This window comes from Enterobacter ludwigii, assembly GCA_023023105.1.
In the GTDB taxonomy this organism is placed as follows: Bacteria; Pseudomonadota; Gammaproteobacteria; order Enterobacterales; family Enterobacteriaceae; genus Enterobacter; species Enterobacter adelaidei.
Genome location: CP083824.1, coordinates 157,913 through 179,130, shown reverse-complemented (window position 1 = coordinate 179,130; position 21,218 = coordinate 157,913). Strand labels below are relative to the sequence as shown.

Sequence of the window (21,218 nt, the reverse complement as noted above, 5' to 3'; positions counted from 1 at the left end):
CCCAAGCTGACTCGCTGATTAAAATTTCGCGGATCTGGGCCGATTTTTTTCCCGCAAACACATCGAATCAGCCTATTTAGGCTATTTTTTCCACCATTTCTGGCGTTATTTCAGGTTTTTACTGAGATCTCTCCCTCTGACGTATCATTTGGTCCACTCGAAACAGGTTGGCCAGGGTGAATAACATCGCCAGTTGGTTATCGTTTTTCAGCAGCCCCTTGTATCTGGCTTTCACGAAGCCGAACTGCCGCTTGATGATGCGAAACGGGTGCTCCACCCTGGCACGGATGCTGGCTTTCATGTATTCGATGTTGATGGCCGTTTTGTTCTTGCGCGGATGCTGCTTCAAGGTTTTTACCCTGCCGGGACGCTCGGCGATCAGCCAGTCCACATCCACCTCGGCCAGCTCCTCGCGCTGTGGCGCTCCTTGGTAGCCGGCATCGGCTGAGACAAATTGCTCCTCTCCATGAAGCAGATTACCCAGCTGATTGAGGTCATGCTCGTTGGCCGCGGTGGTGACTAGGCTGTGGGTCAGGCCACTCTTGGCATCGACACCAATGTGGGCCTTCATGCCAAAGTGCCACTGATTGCCTTTCTTGGTCTGATGCATCTCCGGATCGCGTTGCTGCTCTTTGTTCTTGGTAGAGCTGGGTGCCTCAATGATGGTGGCATCCACCAAAGTGCCTTGGGTCATCATGACGCCTGCTTCGGCCAGCCAGCGATTGATGGTCTTGAACAATTGACGGGCCAGTTGATGCTGCTCGAGCAGGTGGCGGAAATTCATGATGGTGGTGCGATCCGGCAGGGCGCTATCCAGGGATAATCGGGCAAACAGGCGCATGGAGGCGATTTCGTACAGAGCATCTTCCATCGCGCCATCGCTCAGGTTGTACCAATGCTGCATGCAGTGAATGCGTAGCATGGTTTCCAGCGGATAAGGTCGCCGGCCATTACCAGCCTTGGGGTAAAACGGCTCGATGACTTCCACCATGTTTTGCCATGGCAGAATCTGCTCCATGCGGGACAAGAAAATCTCTTTTCTGGTCTGACGGCGCTTACTGCTGAATTCACTGTCGGCGAAGGTAAGTTGATGACTCATGATGAACCCTGTTCCATGGCTCCAGATGACAAACATGATCTCATATCAGGGACTTGTTCGCACCTTCCCAAGCGCAAAGCCTGATCGACAAGGTGCCTCAGGGTAATTATTTCCTGATGGGCGGTTCTCCGGTGGATAACAACGCCAAACTGTTCCGCGAAGGGCAAATGAAAGTCCTTAAACCTTACATCGACGACGGAAAAATTAAAGTGGTTGGCGATCAATGGGCCGACGGCTGGCTACCAGAAAACGCGCTGAAAATTATGGAAAACGCACTCACTGCCAACAATAACAAAATTGATGCGGTTGTGGCCTCCAACGATGCCACCGCAGGCGGTGCTATCCAGGCACTAAGCGCCCAGGGGCTGGCCGGTAAAGTCGCGATATCGGGTCAGGATGCCGATCTGGCCGGTGTAAAACGCATTATCGCAGGCACCCAAACCATGACGGTCTACAAACCCATTACCCAGCTCGCCAATACGGCTGCGGAAATCGCCGTAGAGCTGGGTAATGGTAAGCAGCCTAAAGCAGACGCGACGCTGAATAACGGGCTGAAGGATGTTCCGGCTCGCCTGCTCACACCGATTGAAGTCAATAAAGAGAACATTGACGCCACTGTCATTAAAGACGGTTTCCACAAGAAGAGCGAACTGTAACCTTACGCAGCCCCTGCTCTGCAGGGGCGCATCACGTTGTACTGTTCTTCCCTCGGGTTACGTGGAGCAGTTATGTCTTATTTACTTGAAATGAAAAGCATCACTAAGCGCTTCGGTACGGTGAAAGCCGTCGACAACGTCAGTCTCCGGCTGAACCCCGGCGAAGTGGTTTCGCTGTGTGGTGAAAACGGTTCGGGCAAATCAACATTGATGAAAGTGCTGTGCGGGATCTACCCGTACGGCAGCTACGAAGGCGAAATCGTCTTTGCCGGTGAAGTCATCCAGGCGACACACATTCGCGATACCGAACGTAAAGGCATCGCCATCATCCACCAGGAGCTGGCACTGGTGAAGCATCTCACCGTGCTGGAGAACATTTTCCTTGGGGCTGAGATTTCCCGCCACGGCGTGCTGGACTACGACACCATGACGCTGCGCTGTGAAAAGCTGCTGGCGCAGGTGAGTCTCAGCATTTCACCGGATACCCGCGTGGGCGATCTTGGTCTGGGGCAGCAGCAGCTGGTCGAAATTGCGAAAGCGCTTAATAAGCAGGTCAGGCTGCTGATCCTTGATGAACCAACGGCGTCGCTCACCGAACAGGAAACCGCGGTACTGCTCAATATCATCCGCGATCTGCAAAACCACGGCATCGCCTGTATCTACATTTCGCACAAGCTGAATGAGGTCAAAGCCATTTCTGACACCATCTGCGTGATCCGCGATGGGCAACACATCGGCACGCGCGAAGCCGCAGGCATGAGTGAAGATGACATCATCACTATGATGGTAGGCCGCGAGCTGACGGCGCTCTACCCGAATGAACCTCATGCAACCGGCGATGAAGTGTTGCGCGTGGAAAACCTGACCGCTTGGCATCCCGTTAACCGCCACATCAAGCGTGTAAATAACGTCTCGTTTTCTCTGCACAGCGGCGAAATTCTCGGTATTGCCGGGTTAGTCGGCGCCGGGCGCACCGAAGCCGTACAGTGTCTGTTTGGCGTGTGGCCGGGGCGCTGGGAGGGCACGATATATATCGACGGTCAGCCGGTGAAAATCGACAACTGCCAACAGGCGATTGCCCGCGGCATTGCCATGGTGCCGGAAGACCGCAAAAAAGACGGCATCGTACCGGTCATGGCAGTGGGTAAAAACATCACCCTTGCAGCTCTTGATCAGTTCTCCGGCACCCTGAGCAGCCTGGATGATGCCGCTGAGCAGCAGTGTATTCTCCAGTCGCTCGCCCGACTGAAGGTAAAAACATCCTCTCCGGAACTGGCCATTGGCCGACTGAGTGGGGGCAACCAGCAGAAGGCCATTCTGGCGCGCTGCCTGCTTCTCAATCCACGCATATTAATCCTTGATGAGCCAACGCGCGGGATTGATATCGGCGCCAAATATGAAATCTACAAACTGATTAATCAGCTTGTACAGCAAGGGATTGCCGTCATTGTCATCTCGTCTGAATTACCCGAAGTGCTCGGTCTGAGTGACCGCGTGCTGGTGATGCACGAGGGAAAACTGAAAGCCAACCTGATTAACCAGAACCTGACGCAGGAGCAGGTGATGGAAGCCGCTTTAAGGAGCGAACGTCATGTCGAAAAGCAATCCGTCTGATATCAAAGTCGCGGTTCCGACGCCCGGATCATTTGCGGGGCTAAAAGCGCTGAACCTGCAGGTTTTCGTGATGATCGCGGCGATTATCGTCATCATGCTGTTCTTTACCTGGATGACCGATGGCTCGTACTTAAGTGCGCGTAACGTCTCTAACCTGCTGCGTCAGACGGCCATCACCGGCATTCTGGCTGTGGGCATGGTGTTCGTGATTATCTCAGCGGAGATCGACCTGTCAGTCGGTTCGATGATGGGTTTACTCGGTGGCGTGGCGGCCATTTTTGACGTCTGGCTTGGCTGGCCGCTGCCGTTGACCGTTGCGGTAACGCTGGTGCTGGGACTTGTGCTCGGTGCCTGGAACGGCTGGTGGGTTGCCTACCGTAAAGTCCCGTCGTTCATTGTCACTCTGGCAGGGATGCTGGCCTTCCGCGGGATCTTAATCGGCATTACCAACGGCACCACCGTCTCCCCCACCAGCACGGCGATGTCGCAGATTGGTCAGAGTTACCTCTCCGATAGCGTGGGCTTTACGATTGGCGTGGTAGGTTTGCTGGCGTTTGTCGCGTGGCAGTGGCGTGGGCGCATGCGCCGTCAGGCACTGGGGCTGGCTTCTCCTGCATCAACGTCCGTGGTGGGGCGTCAGGCCCTTACGGCGGTTATTGTGCTAGGCGCAATCTGGCTTCTGAACGACTACCGTGGCGTCCCGACGCCTGTATTGCTGCTGGCACTGTTACTGCTGGGTGGCATGTTTATGGCCACGCGTACCGCATTTGGCCGCCGCATTTACGCCATCGGCGGCAATCTGGAGGCCGCTCGCCTCTCCGGGATCAATGTCGAGCGTACCAAACTCGCGGTGTTCGCCATTAACGGTCTGATGGTGGCTATCGCCGGGTTGATCCTCAGCTCACGTCTGGGGGCTGGTTCTCCCTCCGCCGGTAACATCGCCGAGCTGGATGCCATCGCCGCCTGCGTAATTGGTGGTACCAGCCTCGCAGGTGGTATCGGTAGCGTGGCGGGGGCCGTAATGGGCGCATTTATTATGGCTTCGCTGGATAACGGGATGAGTATGATGGACGTCCCGACGTTTTGGCAGTATATCGTCAAGGGGGCCATTCTTTTACTCGCCGTCTGGATGGACTCGGCCACCAAACGACGGGCCTGATAACAGTATGATGACTTAATTGGGAAGAGAGCCATGTTCGAAAAGCGTCACCGCATTACGTTGTTATTCAATGCCAATAAAGCCTATGACCGTCAGGTTGTTGAAGGGGTTGGTGAATATTTGCAGGCGTCGCAATCCGAATGGGATATCTTTATTGAGGAAGATTTTCGTACCCGTCTGGAGAACATCAAAGACTGGCTGGGTGATGGCGTTATCGCCGACTATGACGATCCCGTCATTGAGCAACTGCTGACAGACGTCGACGTCCCGATTGTGGGCGTCGGCGGCTCTTACCATTCCCCCGAACACTATCCGCCGGTTCACTATATTGCCACCGATAACCATGCCCTGGTGGAGGCAGCCTTTCTCCATTTAAAAGAGAAAGGCGTCCATCGCTTCGCTTTTTATGGCTTACCCGCCACCAGCGGCAAGCGCTGGGCCGTTGAGCGTGAACACGCGTTTTGCCAGTTGGTCGCGCAGGAGAAGTACCGTGGCGTAGTGTATCAGGGGCTGGAAACCGCCCCTGAAAACTGGCAGCACGCGCAAAACCGTCTGGCTGACTGGCTGCAAACGCTGCCACCGCAAACCGGGATTATTGCCGTCACGGACGCCCGCGCACGCCACGTTTTGCAGGTATGCGAACATTTGCACATCCCGGTACCGGAAAAACTGTGCGTGATTGGCATTGATAACGAAGAACTCACCCGCTATCTGTCTCGCGTGGCGCTCTCCTCCGTTGCACAAGGGACGCGTCAGATGGGTTATCAGGCAGCGAAGCTGTTGCATCGCCTGCTGGATAAAGAATCCCTGTCGCTTCAGCGGTTGCTTGTGCCTCCTGTCCGCGTCGTAGAACGTCGCTCAACCGACTATCGCTCCTTAAGCGACCCGGCCGTTATTCAGGCCATGCACTTTATTCGCAACCACGCCTGCAAGGGAATTAAGGTCGATCAGGTGCTGGATTCGGTGGGTATTTCGCGTTCGAATCTGGAGAAACGCTTCAAAGAAGAAGTGGGCGAAACCATTCATGCCGTCATCCATGCTGAAAAGCTGGAGAAAGCGCGCAGCTTGCTCATCTCCACGTCACTGTCGATTAACGAAATCTCGCAGATGTGCGGCTACCCGTCTCTGCAATATTTCTATTCGGTGTTTCGCAAAGAGTACGACACCACGCCAAAAGAGTACCGGGATCGCTACAGTGAGGTGCTGATATAGAAAAGAAAACGCCTTCCAGTGGAAGGCGTTTTTTTGAGATTACATATGGGCGGCGATTAAGCGCTGGTTATCCTGGTACATGGCGAACAGATAGTTGTTATAGCTCTGTCCCTTCGTCGAATAACCTTTCAGCTTGTGGATCATCGTCGTGGCCGTCACTTCCTGATCCGCTTTACGCAGCTGTGCGCGTGATTTACGGAACGATGAATAGGCCGGATGCGTGTTCAGATTCACCACGTAGGCACTTACGGAATCCTTCACGGATTCAAACTGCGAATAGCCTTTCACCTTACCAGGCGCATTGTTACAACGACCTTTCACACATTTCATGCCGAAAAGGTTGTTGTTGCTACGCGCCAGCTTTGACGTGCCCCAGCCGCTTTCGGCTGCCGCCATGGTCGCAACCATGCTATTCGGGATGATATCCACACGCTCCAGCAGAGAATTCCACGGCACACGACGCGTGTTACCGTTCCAGCTCAGCTTGTAGCGCTTCGTGATATCTTTCAGACGCGCGCGTTCTGACGGCGACCAGCGGCTATCGTACTGTTTGGAAATCAGCCAGTTACGATCCGCAGTAATCGCGGCATTTTGACTCGTGATGTAAGGCATTACCGTCCGGAGAAACGCTTTTTTCCTTGGTGTTCCGGAAGGGTATTTTCGCAAATCAGGAAGTGAACTACTCTTTGCACTATTGCGAGAATACTCTTGTTTACTGCTAACCTTACTACTTGTCGTCTTTATAACGTGGGCTTTCTTACTCGTTGTATCCGTGTGCGTCTTCGCAAGCACCTCACCCGAAAATGCCGTGGTGAGTAACATGAGTATCGCAGCCCCATATCGTCGAATGGGAGTCGATATCATTAGGTCTCCTGGTCGGATGTAATCATCCTAACACCTTATTTTTTTCACAAATTTGAGAGCGGAATCTCAAATCATATCAAAAATAGACTTCAAGAGCACGTATAGAAATAGTCCAATTCCGAAACTATGTCATCTAAAACTTGCTCACAAAAACACCATTCCCGAAAAAATGTGTGCGGTATCGCAGATAACTGCTTAATTTTGCGCGAGATCACTCATCCTCTCGCGTCCTCCTGGCAGAAAGCGATAAGGGATGAGTTTTTACCCTCAGCCTGGTGGCACACTGGTCAAAAATGCCGCGACAGGAAAATGGAATGAAACGCACCGCAATAGCCTTTCTGATGTTACCCGCACTGGCACATGCAGGCTGGTCATCACCGGGGTTTAATGCATTTAACACCGAAGGCACCGGGATTTTCACCAGCCAGACAAAGCTCGCGAAGGGTACGCGTCCTCTTACACTAAGTTTTGACAAGACGTGCTGGCAGCCAACAGATGCGATAAAACTCAACGAGATGCTGTCGCTCAAACCCTGTGACGGCACCCCGCCGCAGTGGCGTCTTTTCCGCGACGGTGAATACCAGATGCGGATTGATACTCGATCCGGTACACCCACCCTGATGCTGACCATCCGGAGTGCCGCAGAACAGCCGGTTACCAACGTTATCCACCAGTGCCCGAAGTGGGACGGTAAACCGCTGACGCTGGACGTCAGCCATACCTTCCCGGAAGGCTCCGTCGTACGCGACTACTACAGTAAGCAGACGGTGACGGTGCAGAATGGAAAAATCACTCTGCAGCCGGCCGCCAACAGCAACGGCCTGCTGCTGCTTGAGCGCGCCGAAACCGACAAGCCTGCGCCGTTTAGCTGGCAGAACGCCACTGTCTATTTTGTGCTGACCGACCGTTTTGTGAATGGTGACCCGAGCAACGACAACAGCTATGGCCGTCACAAAGACGGCATGCAGGAGATTGGTACCTTCCACGGTGGAGATCTCAAGGGGCTCGCCAGCAAGCTCGACTATTTACAACAGCTGGGGGTGAACGCGCTGTGGATTAGCTCGCCGCTGGAGCAGATCCACGGCTGGGTCGGCGGTGGCACCAAAGGTGACTTCCCACACTACGCCTATCATGGCTATTACACTCAGGACTGGACGAAGCTCGACGCCAACATGGGCACCGAAGATGATTTACGTCATCTGGTCGATGAAGCGCATAAACGTGGTATTCGTATCCTGTTCGATATCGTCATGAACCATACGGGTTACGCGACGCTTGCGGACATGCAGGAGTATCAGTTTGGCGCCTTGTATCTGCAGGGTGATGAGCTGAAAAAGACGTTGGGAGAACGCTGGACGGACTGGAAGCCGGGCGCAGGCCAAAGCTGGCACAGCTTTAACGACTACATCAACTTTAGCGACAAAGCCGCATGGGATAAATGGTGGGGGAAAAAGTGGATCCGCACTGATATCGGTGATTACGACAACCCCGGCTTTGATGATTTAACCATGTCGCTGGCATTTTTACCCGACCTGAAAACGGAATCCACCACACCTTCCGGGTTGCCAAACTTCTATCAACACAAGCCTGATACCCATGCGAAAGCCATCCCCGGGTATACCCCGCGCGATTACCTGACCCACTGGCTCAGCCAGTGGGTGCGTGACTACGGTATTGATGGTTTCCGGGTTGATACGGCCAAACACGTTGAGCTTGCGGCCTGGCAACAGCTGAAAGACCAGGCCAGCCAGGCGCTGGCGGCCTGGAAAGGTGCTCACCCGGACAAAAAGCTCGACAATGCACCATTCTGGATGACCGGGGAATCCTGGGGCCACGGCGTCATGCAGAGCGATTATTACCGCCACGGTTTCGATGCGATGATTAACTTTGATTATCAGGAGCAGGCGGCAAAAGCGGTGAACTGTCTGGCGGATATCGACCTCACCTGGCAGCAGATGGCGGAAAAACTGCAAAGTTTCAACGTCCTGAGCTATCTCTCTTCGCATGACACGCGCCTGTTCCGTGAAGGGGGTCAACGCGCAGCTGAACTGCTCTTGTTAGCACCGGGTAGCGTACAAATCTATTACGGAGATGAATCTGAACGTCCATTTGGGCCAACAGGTTCAGACCCGTTACAAGGTACCCGTTCGGATATGAACTGGCAGGACGTCACGGGCAAACAGTCCTTAACCGTCGCCCACTGGCAAACGCTGGGTCAGTTCCGCGCGCGCCATCCGGCGATTGGTGAAGGCAAACAAACCACGCTGTCGTTGAGAGAGGGATATGGCTTCGTGCGCGAGCATAATGGCGATAAGGTGATGGTAGTATGGGCAGGTAATTAATAACGGCTCACTCCAGTACCCTCTCCCGTTGGGAGAGGGTTACGGTGAGGGAAAAATCAACAGAACTATTCACTTCACAAATCCATTCCTGCCACATAAAACAACAAATCCGACCACACCACCCGATTTGCACCAGCACGGTGCTAGCGTTATGGTTACCCACTTTCAAAATAAGCTCGATAGATCACCTGCTATGACGTTTTCACTTTTCGGCGACAAATTCACCCGCCATTCAGGCATTACTCGCCTGATGGAGGACCTCAACGACGGGCTGCGCACACCGGGCGCAATCATGCTCGGCGGCGGAAACCCGGCTCAAATCCCGGAGATGAATACCTATTTCCAGACGCTGCTCGCTCAGATGCTGGAAAGCGGCAAAGCAACCGATGCGCTTTGCAATTACGACGGCCCGCAGGGTAAAACCGAACTGCTGGCACTCCTCGCCGAAATGCTGCGTGACGAGCTGGGCTGGGATATCGAACCACAGAATATTGCACTGACAAACGGCAGTCAGAGCGCGTTTTTCTACTTGTTTAACCTGTTCGCAGGGCGTCGCGCCGACGGCACCACCAAAAAGGTGTTGTTCCCGCTGGCACCAGAGTATATCGGCTACGCCGATTCCGGCCTGGAAGAGGATCTGTTCGTCTCCGCGCGCCCGAATATCGAGCTGTTGCCGGAAGGCCAGTTTAAATATCACGTCGATTTTGAACACCTGCATATTGGTGAAGAGACGGGCATGATCTGCGTATCGCGTCCGACGAACCCAACGGGCAACGTGATCACCGATGACGAACTGATGAAACTGGATGCGCTGGCGAATCAGCACGGCATTCCGCTGGTGATCGATAACGCCTATGGCGTACCGTTCCCGGGCATTATCTTCAGCGAAGCACGTCCGCTGTGGAACCCGAACATTGTCCTGTGCATGAGCCTCTCTAAGCTGGGCCTGCCGGGTAGCCGCTGCGGCATTATCATCGCGAATGAAAAAATCATCACCGCCATCACCAACATGAACGGCATTATCAGCCTTTCGCCGGGCGGTATCGGCCCGGCGATGATGTGCGAAATGATTAAGCGCAACGACCTGCTGCGTCTGTCCAATGAGGTGATTAAGCCGTTCTATTACCAGCGTGTTCAGGAGACAATTGCGACACTTCGCCGCTATTTACCGGAAGAACGCTGCCTGATCCACAAACCTGAAGGGGCGATTTTCCTGTGGCTGTGGTTTAAGGATCTACCCATCACCACCGAACTGCTCTATCAGCGCCTGAAGAAGCGCGGCGTGTTGATTGTACCGGGCGATTACTTCTTCCCAGGCCTGGATAAACCGTGGCCGCATACGCACCAGTGCATGCGTATGAACTACGTGCCCGATCCGGAAAAAATCGAAGCGGGTGTCAAAATTCTGGCCGAAGAAATCGAAAAAGCCTGGCGCGAAGGCAATTGTTAAAAATAAGGCTCTTCAAATGAAGAGCCTTATTTTTCCGTGATCTTAATCTTGCATCAAGGATATATTCTGTAGCGTTTCATTCAACATCCTCATTGAGTTTCCTTAGGAATATTCCTTTAATTTACGCTCACTAACTTCCCCATTAATAATTAAGCACCAATTAAAGATCTTAACTTATTGTTATTTTGAAATAACCACCTGCAACGCAAGAAAATACCATCCCGAGTCACTTTCATGCATATTTAAAAATAGTGCATATACTAACTAATACGCCGCTCGGCGTTCTTTTGCGTGGAGTATTCATATGCTACCTAATAATGTTAGTCGCATCAGCGCTATTGCTGTTGCGGTACTGCTCGCGTTCTCTCTTTCTGCCTGCAGTGGAAGCAGTGGCGGCTCTCATCATTCAACGGCCAAAAATAACCCTGCGACGGGAAGCAGCAGCGGCTCAGGTGATGGAAGTGGCACGACCGCGAGCAATGGCGGTTCGGGCAGCAACGGCTCGGGTACCGGGACGGGTTCAGGTACCGGGACAGGCGCTGGTGGCGGTACGGGTTCTGGTTCTGGTTCAGGCTCAGGAGGCAATGGCAGCGGAGGAACCGGAACAGGCAACACGGGCGGTGGCGGAACCACTACCGCAGGCGTAAATACGATACTGGGTGATGCCGGCAAAACGGTGACCAGCGTTGGCTCTACGGTGGATGGCCTTGGAAGCCAGCTTCCAACAAATAATCCCGTCACGTCAACCGTTTCAACCACCGTCAGCGGTGTTGGCAGCGCCGTGTCCACCGTGGGGACAGGCGTCACGACTGGCGTTGGCGATCCAAACAACGCGAACGGTGTGGGCACAACGGTTAAAGGCGTGACCACGTCGGTTACCTCCCTGGGCAATACCGTTTCAACGGTAGGCACGGGCCTGGCGAGCTCCACTTCCGGAACACCGGTTAGCGGCGTAACCGGCCTGACGGGCAGCGTGGTCAACAGTACCGGGCAACTGGTCAGTAACACCGGCACGGGTCTTACCAACACGGTAAGCAGCCCTGCGGTCACTCAGGTAACAACCGATACCACGACCGTTGCCAACAAGACGCTGGGCGGAGTACAGGGCGTCACGCAAAGCGTGGGCACCACGACGGGTCTCGGCACACCGGTCAACGGCCTGCTGACCCAGGTGGGTAACACCGTGAGCGGCGTGGGGACCAACGTCAGCAGCAGTAATAGCGGGCTTAACGGCGTGGGTCAGGTCGTTCAAAATGTCGGCCAGACGGTTACGGATAGCGGTACGCTGGTCAAACCCGCCTCTTCGACAACCGGAGGAAGTTCAGGCTCTCTCACAGCTAATGCAAATGTGGCGGCCACGAACAACAGCCTGGGTGCAACGGTCAATACGACCCTCAATACCCTGACTGCGGGCGTTACGGCCAACGCAGCAACAACATCAAGTCAAAACACGTCGACAACTAACCCGGTCAACGGTCTCAACACGTTAACCACCGGTCTGCTGACGCCAAAACAGTAACCTGCTTATTGTCATTCTGCGCCCCTGGTTCAGGGGCGCTTTATACAGCGACACTCCCCCTAACCGGGAATGATGAACAGGGATAGCGCGATGAAACACTACTTCCTTTTTTCGCTGACGGGGCTGGTTGTGCTGAGCATGGCCCGCGCCGATACACTGCCCTCTATTATTAACCCTGATAACCCGGCGCAAGTTTCTCGTAACGTTGCCCCAGAACAGCCTGAGACCGTCCCACAGCCGAAAGTCAAAATAGAAAAACCGCAGTCAACGCTGACGCCTGAAACGCCCATTACCATTCATCACATTCAGTTTATTGGCGGCACGCGTTATCCGTTGCAGGAATTACTTCTGCCCTTCAGGCCGTACGCCGGAAAAACCGTGCCGCTAAAAACGCTCGCGGGGCTGGTAAACGATATTACGGCACGCTACAAGGCAGATGGTCTCCCACTTTCTTATGCCTGGTTGCCTGATAACAATTTCCAGCAGGGAAATATTAAAATTGTTTTGGTTGAAGGGTATGTCGCCCACAGCGACATTATCAGTAATAACCCTCATATCGCCGAACGTCTTAAACGATTATCTGAAAAAATCATGGCGGAAAAACCGCTCTCTCAGGATACGTTTGATCGCTATAGTCAGCTGATGACCCGCACCCCCAACGTTCCGGTCACGGCTAACGCGCAGTTGCCAACCAATATCTATGGCGCGGCAGCGATGCAGATAACCGCCAACCAGGAGCGGAGCTGGAATATCGCCTCCACGATCGATACCCGTAAAGGGCAAGATCTCATGATGCTGAACGGAACGCTCAGCAACCTGACAAGTTATGGCGATCAGCTTGGCGTGGCCACACTCGTGCCATTAGATAGCAACACGCGAAAAAATTATGTCGGTCTGAACTGGCAGCAGTTTTTAAACGATGAAGGGCTGACAATGCAGCTCAAAGGCAGCTATTACCGGGAAGATCCGCAAGATTTCTCAACACTCCTCGCTTTACCAAATAATATAAAGGTCGACTCAAAACAAAAAACAACGCAATACAACGGTGGCGTAAGTTTTGGTTACCCGTTGCTGTTAACGCAAAAATCGCAAATTAATTTTACCAGCGGTTTTGATTATACCGATCGCCAGGATGATTATGCTCTGCAGGCCAGACTGCAGGGCAAAACCTATAAGCTGGACTCCCTCAACCAACACGCACGTTATCCTGCGCTGGAAGTGGGTATTAATGGTGCACATCAATTCGCAACCGCCAGCATCAGCGGCCGACTCAACGTCCGTCAGGGTATTGATGCGATGGGCGCTGATATCGTCTCAGCCCCCAAACCCGATATGAATTTTACGCTCACGAAAAGCTATCTGGACGCTGCGTGGGTGTTTGCCGATAAATGGCGACTATCTACATCCTGGGAGGGGGACTGGTCAAATAACACGCTGCCAGGGCCCGAGCGCGTTAGCTTCGGTGCTCAGCGGTTTGGCCGTGGATACCAGGACAGTGAAGCAAGCGGCGATTATGGCTATGGCGGACAGGTAGAACTGCGCTATATCCAGATGCGAAAAGAGAGTACCTGGCTTACCACCATCCAACCCTACATCCTGACCGATACCGCGCAAACCTGGTATAACACGTCAGGTTTGCCCCACCAACGGCTTGGGTCAGTGGCTGCCGGCGTGATGGTAGGCGATACGCGTCATTATAGCGTCACGGTTGAGGCGGCAAGGCCCGTCGGGGATGTTCCGACAGACAGTCGCAACAGGGACTGGCGCTACAGTCTGACGTTCACGTGGAATTTCAATAAAATGCAGTAAGCCTTTCAGCCCGAATACTGACAGGATCAACACAGCGCAACGCGTGGGTTGGACAGGCCTCCACACAGGCCGGTCCGCCTTCGCGATGCAGGCACAAATCACACTTCAGCGCGTGCGCCTTATTTCCCTCCAGCCGAACCTGCATCGCCCCAAACGGGCACGCCAGCATACAGCTTTTGCAACCAATGCAGCGCGTCTGATCAACGAGCCACGCTCCCGCCGTGCGGCGAATGGCATGGGTTGGGCAGACATTGGCGCAGGGTGCGTCTTCGCACTGGTGGCAGCCAACCGCCGTGGTATATGACCCCCCTTTAACCACACGAATGCGTGGCGTAAAGGCATGTGCGGATACGGAATCCTGATGCGAGACAGCACAGGCCGCTTCGCATGTGCGGCACCCGATGCATTTTTCCGCATCCGCCATGATAAATCGGTTCATCTGTTACGCCTCGCGTACGTTAAAACCCAGTTCTTTTGAAATAGCCTCTGCCGTTTCACGCAGTGGTTTAAGCAAGTTTTTCTCGCCCACCTGCTTCATGCGTGATGTCGATAGCGATATGGAGATCGCATACGGCACGCGGCCATGAATATCAAACACCGGCACGGCGATACAGGAGACACCCAGCTCGTTCTCTTCTTTGTCCATCGCCATGCTGCGATCGCGAATTTCCGCCAGCTCATCATACATGGCACTCAATTCTGTGATGGTGTTGCGGGTCAAAGGTTGGATCTGTTCCTGATGGCTTTCCCAGTAGCTCGCCACATAGTCCTGGTGACCAAACGCCATGTAGATCTTGCCCATCGCTGAGCAGTAAAGCGGCATATGCTGACCGATATAGGCACGCGTGCGCAGCATACCGGTTGTCGGCTCGAGTTTATAAATCAGGATCGCGTGGTCGTCTTCCCGGCTGGAAAAGTTCACGGTTTCACCCGTAGCAATATTCAGCGCTTCAAGATGTGGCGCCGCCACGTGGATGATATTGAGCGACGACAGCGCCTTTTGCCCGACGGCGATAAATTTGGTGGTCAGACGATAACTGCCCGCCGCAGGCGCCGGGGTAACGTACCCGCAAGACTGTAACCCCTGGAGTAACCGGTGCACGGTGCTCTTATTCAAACCCGCCAGTTCCGATAAATGCGCAAGCGGGCACCCGTTCGGATAGTTGCTGAGGATCTCAATCAGCATCAGGCCGCGAAACAAGCTCTGGCTACCTGCTGGCCTCTCTTTTTCTTGCGTCATTTCGCTCTCTTTCATGCTCATTAAATGGCTCCTTTTTGTCGCGCTCCTGATGGTAGCGCAAAGTGTGGTTTAGTTCACGATCTCAACAGAAAAAACACAACCAGTTGATTTTAATCGATTTTGAAAAACATGAATGTCGTTGATCTGACAAAATTTGATCGCTATATTTGAAATCAGATTTCGCATAGTGAAATTTAGCGATAAAAAAGCACTCGCACTTGCCCCTTAAAAGAACAGGAGAACAGGGATGAAAGTGACCTTTGAAGAGTTGAAAGCGGCGTTCAATCGGGTCCTGCTCGATCGCGGCGTGAAAGCGGAAAACGCAGACGCCTGCGCCGAGATGTTTGCCCGCACGACAGAATCCGGCGTCTATTCACACGGCGTGAACCGCTTCCCGCGTTTTATTCAGCAACTTGACGCTGGCGACATCATTCCTGACGCTCTGCCAAAACGGGTAACGTCATTAGGTGCCATTGAGCAGTGGGATGCTCAGCGCGCCATCGGCAACCTGACAGCGAAGAAAATGATGGATCGCGCCACGGAGCTGGCATCCGATCATGGGATCGGCCTGGTGGCTCTGCGTAACGCAAACCACTGGATGCGCGGCGGCAGCTACGGCTGGCAGGCGGCGGAGAAGGGTTATATTGGAATTTGCTGGACCAACTCCATTGCTGTGATGCCCGCGTGGGGATCAAAAGAATGCTGCATCGGCACCAACCCGCTAATCGTTGCGATTCCCTCCAACCCAATCACTATGGTCGACATGTCGATGTCGATGTTCTCCTACGGCATGCTGGAAGTAAATCGCCTGGCCGGGCGCGAGTTGCCGGTTGATGGCGGGTTTGACGACGAGGGTAATCTCACCCGTGAACCCGGCGTCATTGAGAAAAACCGTCGCATTTTGCCAATGGGCTACTGGAAAGGGTCCGGCCTGTCTATCGTACTGGATATGATCGCGACACTGCTTTCCAACGGTTCTTCCGTGGCGGAAGTCACTCAGGACAACAGCGACGAGTACGGTGTATCGCAGATCTTTATCGCCATTGAGGTCGATAAACTGATCGACGGCCCAACCCGCGATGCCAAACTTCAGCGCATTATGGATTTCATCACCAACGCTGAGCGCTCAGACGAAAACGTCGCCATCCGTCTGCCGGGGCATGAATTCACCCGCCTGCAGGAAGAGAACCGCCGTAACGGCATCACGGTTGATGACAGCGTGTGGGCGAAAATCCAGGCCCTGTAAGGAGTGGACGATGATATTCGGACATATTTCACAGCCAAATCCGTGCCGTCTCCCACAGGCGATTGAAAAGGCGCTCGATTTTCTGCGCACCACGGACTTCACGGCACTGGAGCCGGGCGTTGTTGAAATTGAGGGACGCAACATATTTGCCCAGGTGCTCGATCTCACCACCAAAGCGTGGCATGAGAACCGCCCGGAAGTACACCGACGTTATCTGGATATCCAGTTTCTGGCATGGGGTGAAGAGAAAATTGGTATCGCTATAGATACCGGTACTAACAAAATAAGCGAATCATTACTGGAACAGCGGGATATTATTTTTTATCACGCCAGCGAAAATGAATCATTTATTGAAATGATACCCGGCAGCTATGCCATATTTTTCCCGCAGGACGTCCACCGTCCTGCCTGTATTAAGAGCAAAGAATCCACAATTCGTAAAATTGTGGTGAAAGTGACAATCAGCGAATTGAATTAATTTTCTGATAAATACAGGAATGCGAAATGACCAACACCGGTTTTATTATTGGTGCGTCCCCCTGCGCACCTTCGTTTCACCAGAAAGGTGAACAAGAAGAACAAACCTTCTGGCGGGAACTTTCCGACACGCCCAACATCCGCGGGCTGGAACAACCTTGCCTTGAAAACCTGCATCCGTTTGGTGATGAATGGCTGTTCCGTCATACGCCAGGGGACTGGCAAATCGTCGTGACGGCAGTAATGGAAACCATGCGCCGCCGTGGTACCAACGGCGCGTTCGGCCTGGCCTCCGCCGACGAGCAACAGCGTAAGGCCTGCGTCGAATTCTATCGCCATCTGCACCAGAAAATTGACGCCGTGAATGCCCGTTACCCTGGGAAAGCGATCGCCCTGGAGATGCAGGCAGCACCGCAGGCAGGTAATGCCTCTGTCGAACAAGCCACGGAGGCATTCTCTCGCTCCATTCGTGAAATAGCAGGTTGGAACTGGTCATGCGATCTGGTTCTTGAGCACTGCGATGCTATGACCGGACTCGCTCCGCGTAAGGGATTTTTACCCCTGGAGCAGGTACTGGAAGTGGTGAAAGATACGGATATCAGCGTCTGCATCAACTGGGCACGTTCGGCCATCGAAGGTCGTAACACCGCCCTTCCGCTTGAGCATGTTCAGACCGCACTCAACGCCGGAAAACTCGGCGCGCTAATGTTCTCCGGGACAACGGCAACCGGTGAATACGGTGACTGGCAGGATCTCCATGCACCATTTTCTTCATTCTGCGCCGACAGTCTACTGACCACTGAACACGCAAAAACACTCTTTACTGCGGCGAGCGCCGCAACATTGAAATTCTCCGGTATTAAATTGCTGGAAATAAATGCTAATGCTGACGTCAGCCATCGCATTGCCATTTTGCGCGACGGCATTAGCGCCATGAAAAAAGCGACACAATAAAAATAAAAATCTTATTCCGGTTACATTTACTGAGACATTAAATATGAACACGACTTCTCAAGCTCTACATGCGGATATTCCGCGCCAGCGCTGGCTAAGAATCATTCCCCCTATCCTTATCGCCTGCATTATTTCATATATGGACCGAGTGAATATTGCATTTGCGATGCCTGGTGGTATGGATGAAGAATTAGGTATATCCGCCACTATGGCTGGCCTGGCGGGCGGTATCTTCTTTATCGGCTATCTGTTCCTGCAGGTTCCCGGTGGCAAAATTGCTGTTCATGGTAGTGGTAAGAAGTTTATCGGCTGGTCGCTGGTCGCCTGGGCGGTGATCTCGGTACTCACGGGTCTCGTGACGAATCAGTATCAGCTTCTGGTGCTGCGATTCTTACTCGGCGTGGCGGAGGGCGGGATGCTGCCCGTTGTGCTCACCATGATCAGTAACTGGTTCCCGGATGCCGAGCGCGGTCGCGCCAACGCGATTGTGATTATGTTCGTGCCCATTGCCGGGATCATCACAGCACCGTTGTCGGGTTGGATCATCACCGCGCTCGACTGGCGCTGGCTGTTCATTATTGAAGGGCTGATGTCCGTTGTGGTGCTGGTGCTCTGGGCATTCACCGTGTATGACCGTCCACAAGAAGCCCGCTGGATATCGGAAGCCGAAAAAAACTACCTGGTGAAAACGCTGGCGGCGGAACAGCTGGCGATTGCCGGTAAAGAGGTGAAAAATGCCTCGCTCAGCGCAGTGCTGTCCGACAAAACCATGTGGCAGCTGATCGCCCTGAACTTCTTCTACCAGACCGGAATTTACGGTTACACCCTCTGGCTGCCAACCATCCTGAAAGAGCTGACGCATACCAGTATCGGCCAGGTAGGGATGCTCGCCATTCTGCCTTACATCGGCGCGATTGCGGGCATGTTCCTGTTCTCGTCTCTTTCTGACCGTACCGGCAAGCGCAAGTTGTTTGTCTCCCTGCCCTTGATTGGTTTCGCGCTCTGTATGTTCCTTTCTGTGGCGCTAAAAGAGAACACCTGGCTGGCCTATACCGCGCTGGTGGGCTGCGGCTTCTTCCTGCAATCCGCTGCGGGTGTGTTCTGGACTATTCCGGCGCGTCTGTTTAGTGCCGAAATGGCGGGCGGTGCGCGCGGCGTGATTAACGCCCTGGGTAACCTCGGTGGCTTCTGCGGCCCTTATGCGGTTGGCGTGCTTATCACGCTGTACAGCAAAGACGCTGGGGTTTACTGCCTGGCGGTCTCTCTGGCGCTGGCATCGCTGTTGGCCCTGCTGTTACCGGCGAAATGCGATGCCGGAGCTGAGCCGAATCCCTCGGTGAACTCACATAAACGTGCGGCCTGAAGCCCTCACCCCAGCCCTCTCCCACCGGGAGAGGGAGCAACACAAGAGAATCAAAGATGAGTGAAAAAGAGCCCTTCTGGCTGGGTATCGATTGTGGCGGTACTTATCTGAAAGCCGGTTTATACACCCGTCAGGGAAAAGAGGTCTGTATCGAGCGCCGTTCGGTTGCCACTCTCAGCCCGCGTCCTGGCTATGCTGAGCGGGATATGCACCAGCTCTGGCAGCACTGCCACACGACCGTCGCACTGCTGCTCAAAAATGCCAGGGTCGATGGCGAGCAGATCAAAGGTGTCGGTATTTCGGCTCAGGGCAAAGGGCTGTTTCTGCTTGATAAGCAGGATCAGCCACTGGGAAACGCCATGCTCTCTTCTGACCGTCGGGCACTGGAGATTGTGCAGCGCTGGCAGCAAGACGGCATTCCCGAAAAACTGTACCCGCATACTCGCCAGACGCTATGGACCGGGCATCCGACTTCGCTCCTGCGCTGGGTCAAAGAGAACGAACCACAGCGGTATCAGCAGATTGGCTGCGTGATGATGGCGCACGACTACCTGCGCTGGTGTCTGACGGGGGAAAAAGGCTGCGAAGAGAGCAATATCTCGGAGTCCAATCTCTACAACATGAGCACTGCTCAGTACGATCCACAGCTCACACGCTGGCTTGATATCAGCGAAATTGACGGTGCACTACCGCCGATTGTCGGCTCCGCAGAAATTTGCGGGGAAATCACCGCTCAGGCAGCCTCGCTTACCGGTCTGGCGGCGGGTACTCCCGTCGTTGGCGGGCTGTTTGATGTGGTTTCCACCGCGATCTGCGCCGGACTCCATGATGACAACACGCTTAACGCGGTGATGGGAACCTGGGCCGTGACCAGCGGGATCGCCAACGGCATTCGTGATAACGAACCCTTTCCCTATGTGTATGGCCGCTATGTGCACCCGCAGCAGTACATCGTGCACGAAGCCAGCCCGACCTCATCCGGCAACCTGGAGTGGCTGACAGCGCAATGGGGTGACGTCTCGTTCAGTGAGATTAACGATGCCGTTGCCAGATTACCGAAGGCGGAAAGCGATGTGTTTTTCCTGCCGTTCCTCTATGGGAGCAACGCTGGTCTGGAGATGACCAGCGGCTTTTACGGAATGCAGGCACTGCACTCCCGGGCCCATCTGTTGCAGGCGGTTTATGAGGGCGTGGTCTTTAGCCACATGACCCACCTGAACCGCATGCTGGAACGCTTTACACACGTGACGTCGCTGCGCGTCACGGGTGGCCCCACTCATTCAGATGTGTGGATGCAAATGCTGGCAGATGTCAGCGGTCTGGCAATAGAACTACCGCAGGTGGAAGAGACCGGTTGCTCCGGTGCGGCGCTGGCAGCACTTGTCGGTACGGGCATCTATACCGATTTCCACGCCGCTCAGCGTGCCCTGCGACACGACACCAGGGTCATTGAACCCGATATTCGCGCCCATGCTGCCTACCAGCGCAAATATCACCGCTACCAGTTACTGATTACCGCACTACAGGGCTATCACGCCCGTGTTAAGGAGTTCGACCTATGAGCCGTCCATTACTTCAACTGGCGCTCGACCATACCTCACTTCAGGCCGCACAGCGCGATGTCGCTTTGCTTGCGGATCACGTTGATATCGTCGAGGCGGGCACCATTCTGTGCCTGACCGAGGGTTTACAGGCCGTGCGTGCCCTTCGCGAGCAGTGCCCGGACAAAATCATCGTGGCGGACTGGAAAGTGGCCGACGCTGGAGAAACGCTGGCAGAACAGGCGTTCGGTGCAGGCGCGAACTGGATGACCATCATCTGCGCGGCACCGCTGGCGACCGTTAAAAAAGGCCATGAAGTCGCTCAACGCTGCGGCGGCGAAATCCAGATGGAGCTGTTTGGTAACTGGACGCTGGAAGATGCACGCGCATGGCGCCACATCGGGGTGAAACAGGCCATCTATCACCGCGGGCGCGACGCGCAGGCGAGTGGTCAGCAGTGGGGCGAAGCGGATCTCGCGAAAATGAAAGCGCTCTCCGACATCGGTTTACAGCTTTCGATTACCGGCGGGATCACTCCTGCCGACCTGCCGCTGTTTAAGCAGATAAACGTCAAAGCCTTTATTGCCGGCCGCGCGCTGGCTGGTGCTGAAAAGCCACCGCAGGTAGCACAGGCATTCCATTCACAAATCCGCGACATCTGGGGAGAGTAACC

General features: G+C 54.2%; 17 protein-coding genes and 1 pseudogene. 14 read left to right on the top strand and 4 right to left on the bottom strand.

Translation table 11 applies throughout. The features are described 5' to 3' along the window. Positions 1-118: 118 nt before the first annotated feature. Positions 119-1,099 carry an IS5 family transposase gene (locus tag LCD46_00810; GenBank protein ID UOY70927.1) on the bottom strand — a complete coding sequence of 327 codons (981 nt, stop codon included), beginning with the start codon at positions 1,097-1,099 and terminating at the stop codon, positions 119-121. 68 nt (positions 1,100-1,167) lie between these two features. On the opposite strand from LCD46_00810, the pseudogene LCD46_00805 reads away from it, so the two are divergent. From LCD46_00805 to LCD46_00790, 4 genes and pseudogenes are all read left to right on the top strand, one after another. Next, a pseudogene (locus LCD46_00805) lies at positions 1,168-1,755 on the top strand (substrate-binding domain-containing protein). Positions 1,756-1,827: 72 nt separating this feature from the next. Next, positions 1,828-3,369, top strand: a complete 1,542-nt coding sequence (locus LCD46_00800; protein UOY70926.1) for a xylose ABC transporter ATP-binding protein — start codon at positions 1,828-1,830, stop codon at positions 3,367-3,369. Beyond that, a complete protein-coding gene (locus tag LCD46_00795) occupies positions 3,347-4,528 on the top strand; it encodes a sugar ABC transporter permease (GenBank protein UOY70925.1) in 1,182 nt (393 codons plus the stop codon). Before LCD46_00800 ends, LCD46_00795 begins: the two co-directional genes overlap by 23 nt. Positions 4,529-4,561: 33 nt before the next feature. Next, complete coding sequence (locus LCD46_00790; protein UOY70924.1) at positions 4,562-5,740, top strand: XylR family transcriptional regulator; 1,179 nt, start codon at positions 4,562-4,564, stop codon at positions 5,738-5,740. A 39-nt stretch (positions 5,741-5,779) separates the two neighbouring features. Here LCD46_00790 and LCD46_00785 read toward each other — a convergent pair whose 3' ends face one another. Next, positions 5,780-6,604: a protein bax gene (locus LCD46_00785; GenBank protein UOY70923.1), complete on the bottom strand. Its 825-nt coding sequence runs from the start codon at positions 6,602-6,604 to the stop codon at positions 5,780-5,782. Positions 6,605-6,918: 314 nt separating this feature from the next. Between LCD46_00785 and LCD46_00780 the strand changes: the two genes are divergently transcribed. From LCD46_00780 to LCD46_00765, 4 genes are all read left to right on the top strand, one after another. Then, positions 6,919-8,946, top strand: a complete 2,028-nt coding sequence (locus LCD46_00780) for an alpha-amylase (protein ID UOY70922.1) — start codon at positions 6,919-6,921, stop codon at positions 8,944-8,946. A 193-nt stretch (positions 8,947-9,139) separates the two neighbouring features. Then, positions 9,140-10,396, top strand: coding sequence for a valine--pyruvate transaminase (gene avtA, locus LCD46_00775; protein UOY70921.1), 1,257 nt, complete (start codon positions 9,140-9,142; stop codon positions 10,394-10,396). 304 nt (positions 10,397-10,700) lie between these two features. Beyond that, entirely contained in the window at positions 10,701-11,915 is a 1,215-nt protein-coding gene (locus LCD46_00770; GenBank protein UOY70920.1) for a collagen-like triple helix repeat-containing protein, read from the top strand. A 90-nt stretch (positions 11,916-12,005) separates the two neighbouring features. Then, complete coding sequence (locus LCD46_00765; protein ID UOY70919.1) at positions 12,006-13,724, top strand: ShlB/FhaC/HecB family hemolysin secretion/activation protein; 1,719 nt, start codon at positions 12,006-12,008, stop codon at positions 13,722-13,724. Here LCD46_00765 and LCD46_00760 read toward each other — a convergent pair. Together LCD46_00760 and yiaJ are read right to left on the bottom strand one after the other, a co-directional pair. Then, the gene (locus LCD46_00760; protein ID UOY70918.1) at positions 13,708-14,163 is read right to left on the bottom strand and encodes a 4Fe-4S dicluster domain-containing protein; all 456 of its coding nucleotides are present in this window, start codon (positions 14,161-14,163) and stop codon (positions 13,708-13,710) included. The genes LCD46_00765 and LCD46_00760 overlap by 17 nt on opposite strands. Positions 14,164-14,166: 3 nt before the next feature. Beyond that, positions 14,167-14,985 carry an IclR family transcriptional regulator YiaJ gene (yiaJ, locus tag LCD46_00755; GenBank protein ID UOY70917.1) on the bottom strand — a complete coding sequence of 273 codons (819 nt, stop codon included), beginning with the start codon at positions 14,983-14,985 and terminating at the stop codon, positions 14,167-14,169. A gap of 226 nt (positions 14,986-15,211) precedes the next feature. On the opposite strand from yiaJ, the gene yiaK reads away from it, so the two are divergent. Genes yiaK through ulaD form a run of 6 tightly spaced genes read left to right on the top strand, consistent with a single transcriptional unit; the run spans position 15,212 to position 21,216 of the window. Next, positions 15,212-16,210: a 3-dehydro-L-gulonate 2-dehydrogenase gene (gene yiaK / locus LCD46_00750; protein ID UOY70916.1), complete on the top strand. Its 999-nt coding sequence runs from the start codon at positions 15,212-15,214 to the stop codon at positions 16,208-16,210. Positions 16,211-16,220: 10 nt separating this feature from the next. Beyond that, complete coding sequence (locus LCD46_00745) at positions 16,221-16,688, top strand: YhcH/YjgK/YiaL family protein (protein ID UOY70915.1); 468 nt, start codon at positions 16,221-16,223, stop codon at positions 16,686-16,688. 26 nt (positions 16,689-16,714) lie between these two features. Further along, positions 16,715-17,641 (top strand): DUF4862 family protein, encoded by a 927-nt coding sequence (locus tag LCD46_00740; GenBank protein UOY70914.1) that lies wholly within the window; start codon positions 16,715-16,717, stop codon positions 17,639-17,641. A 43-nt stretch (positions 17,642-17,684) separates the two neighbouring features. Continuing rightward, a complete protein-coding gene (locus LCD46_00735) occupies positions 17,685-19,004 on the top strand; it encodes an MFS transporter (GenBank protein UOY70913.1) in 1,320 nt (439 codons plus the stop codon). Positions 19,005-19,060: 56 nt separating this feature from the next. Continuing rightward, positions 19,061-20,566 carry a carbohydrate kinase gene (locus tag LCD46_00730; GenBank protein ID UOY70912.1) on the top strand — a complete coding sequence of 502 codons (1,506 nt, stop codon included), beginning with the start codon at positions 19,061-19,063 and terminating at the stop codon, positions 20,564-20,566. Further along, on the top strand, positions 20,563-21,216 hold the full coding sequence (gene ulaD, locus LCD46_00725; protein UOY70911.1) for a 3-keto-L-gulonate-6-phosphate decarboxylase UlaD: 654 nt from the start codon (positions 20,563-20,565) through the stop codon (positions 21,214-21,216). The genes LCD46_00730 and ulaD overlap by 4 nt, the downstream gene beginning before the upstream one ends. The last annotated feature ends 2 nt before the right edge of the window (positions 21,217-21,218 follow it).

What these genes read in the sequence shown, in the direction of transcription:
- yiaK (UOY70916.1), top strand. Translation starts at nt 15,212, where the DNA reads ATGAAAGTGACCTTTGAAGAGTTGAAAGCGGCGTTCAATCGGGTCCTG.
- LCD46_00785 (UOY70923.1), bottom strand. Translation starts at nt 6,604, where the DNA reads ATGATATCGACTCCCATTCGACGATATGGGGCTGCGATACTCATGTTA.
- LCD46_00730 (UOY70912.1), top strand. Translation starts at nt 19,061, where the DNA reads ATGAGTGAAAAAGAGCCCTTCTGGCTGGGTATCGATTGTGGCGGTACT.
- LCD46_00735 (UOY70913.1), top strand. Translation starts at nt 17,685, where the DNA reads ATGAACACGACTTCTCAAGCTCTACATGCGGATATTCCGCGCCAGCGC.
- yiaJ (UOY70917.1), bottom strand. Translation starts at nt 14,985, where the DNA reads ATGAGCATGAAAGAGAGCGAAATGACGCAAGAAAAAGAGAGGCCAGCA.
- LCD46_00790 (UOY70924.1), top strand. Translation starts at nt 4,562, where the DNA reads ATGTTCGAAAAGCGTCACCGCATTACGTTGTTATTCAATGCCAATAAA.
- ulaD (UOY70911.1), top strand. Translation starts at nt 20,563, where the DNA reads ATGAGCCGTCCATTACTTCAACTGGCGCTCGACCATACCTCACTTCAG.
- LCD46_00810 (UOY70927.1), bottom strand. Translation starts at nt 1,099, where the DNA reads ATGAGTCATCAACTTACCTTCGCCGACAGTGAATTCAGCAGTAAGCGC.
- LCD46_00770 (UOY70920.1), top strand. Translation starts at nt 10,701, where the DNA reads ATGCTACCTAATAATGTTAGTCGCATCAGCGCTATTGCTGTTGCGGTA.
- LCD46_00780 (UOY70922.1), top strand. Translation starts at nt 6,919, where the DNA reads ATGAAACGCACCGCAATAGCCTTTCTGATGTTACCCGCACTGGCACAT.
- LCD46_00800 (UOY70926.1), top strand. Translation starts at nt 1,828, where the DNA reads ATGTCTTATTTACTTGAAATGAAAAGCATCACTAAGCGCTTCGGTACG.
- avtA (UOY70921.1), top strand. Translation starts at nt 9,140, where the DNA reads ATGACGTTTTCACTTTTCGGCGACAAATTCACCCGCCATTCAGGCATT.
- LCD46_00795 (UOY70925.1), top strand. Translation starts at nt 3,347, where the DNA reads ATGTCGAAAAGCAATCCGTCTGATATCAAAGTCGCGGTTCCGACGCCC.
- LCD46_00745 (UOY70915.1), top strand. Translation starts at nt 16,221, where the DNA reads ATGATATTCGGACATATTTCACAGCCAAATCCGTGCCGTCTCCCACAG.
- LCD46_00765 (UOY70919.1), top strand. Translation starts at nt 12,006, where the DNA reads ATGAAACACTACTTCCTTTTTTCGCTGACGGGGCTGGTTGTGCTGAGC.
- LCD46_00760 (UOY70918.1), bottom strand. Translation starts at nt 14,163, where the DNA reads ATGAACCGATTTATCATGGCGGATGCGGAAAAATGCATCGGGTGCCGC.
- LCD46_00740 (UOY70914.1), top strand. Translation starts at nt 16,715, where the DNA reads ATGACCAACACCGGTTTTATTATTGGTGCGTCCCCCTGCGCACCTTCG.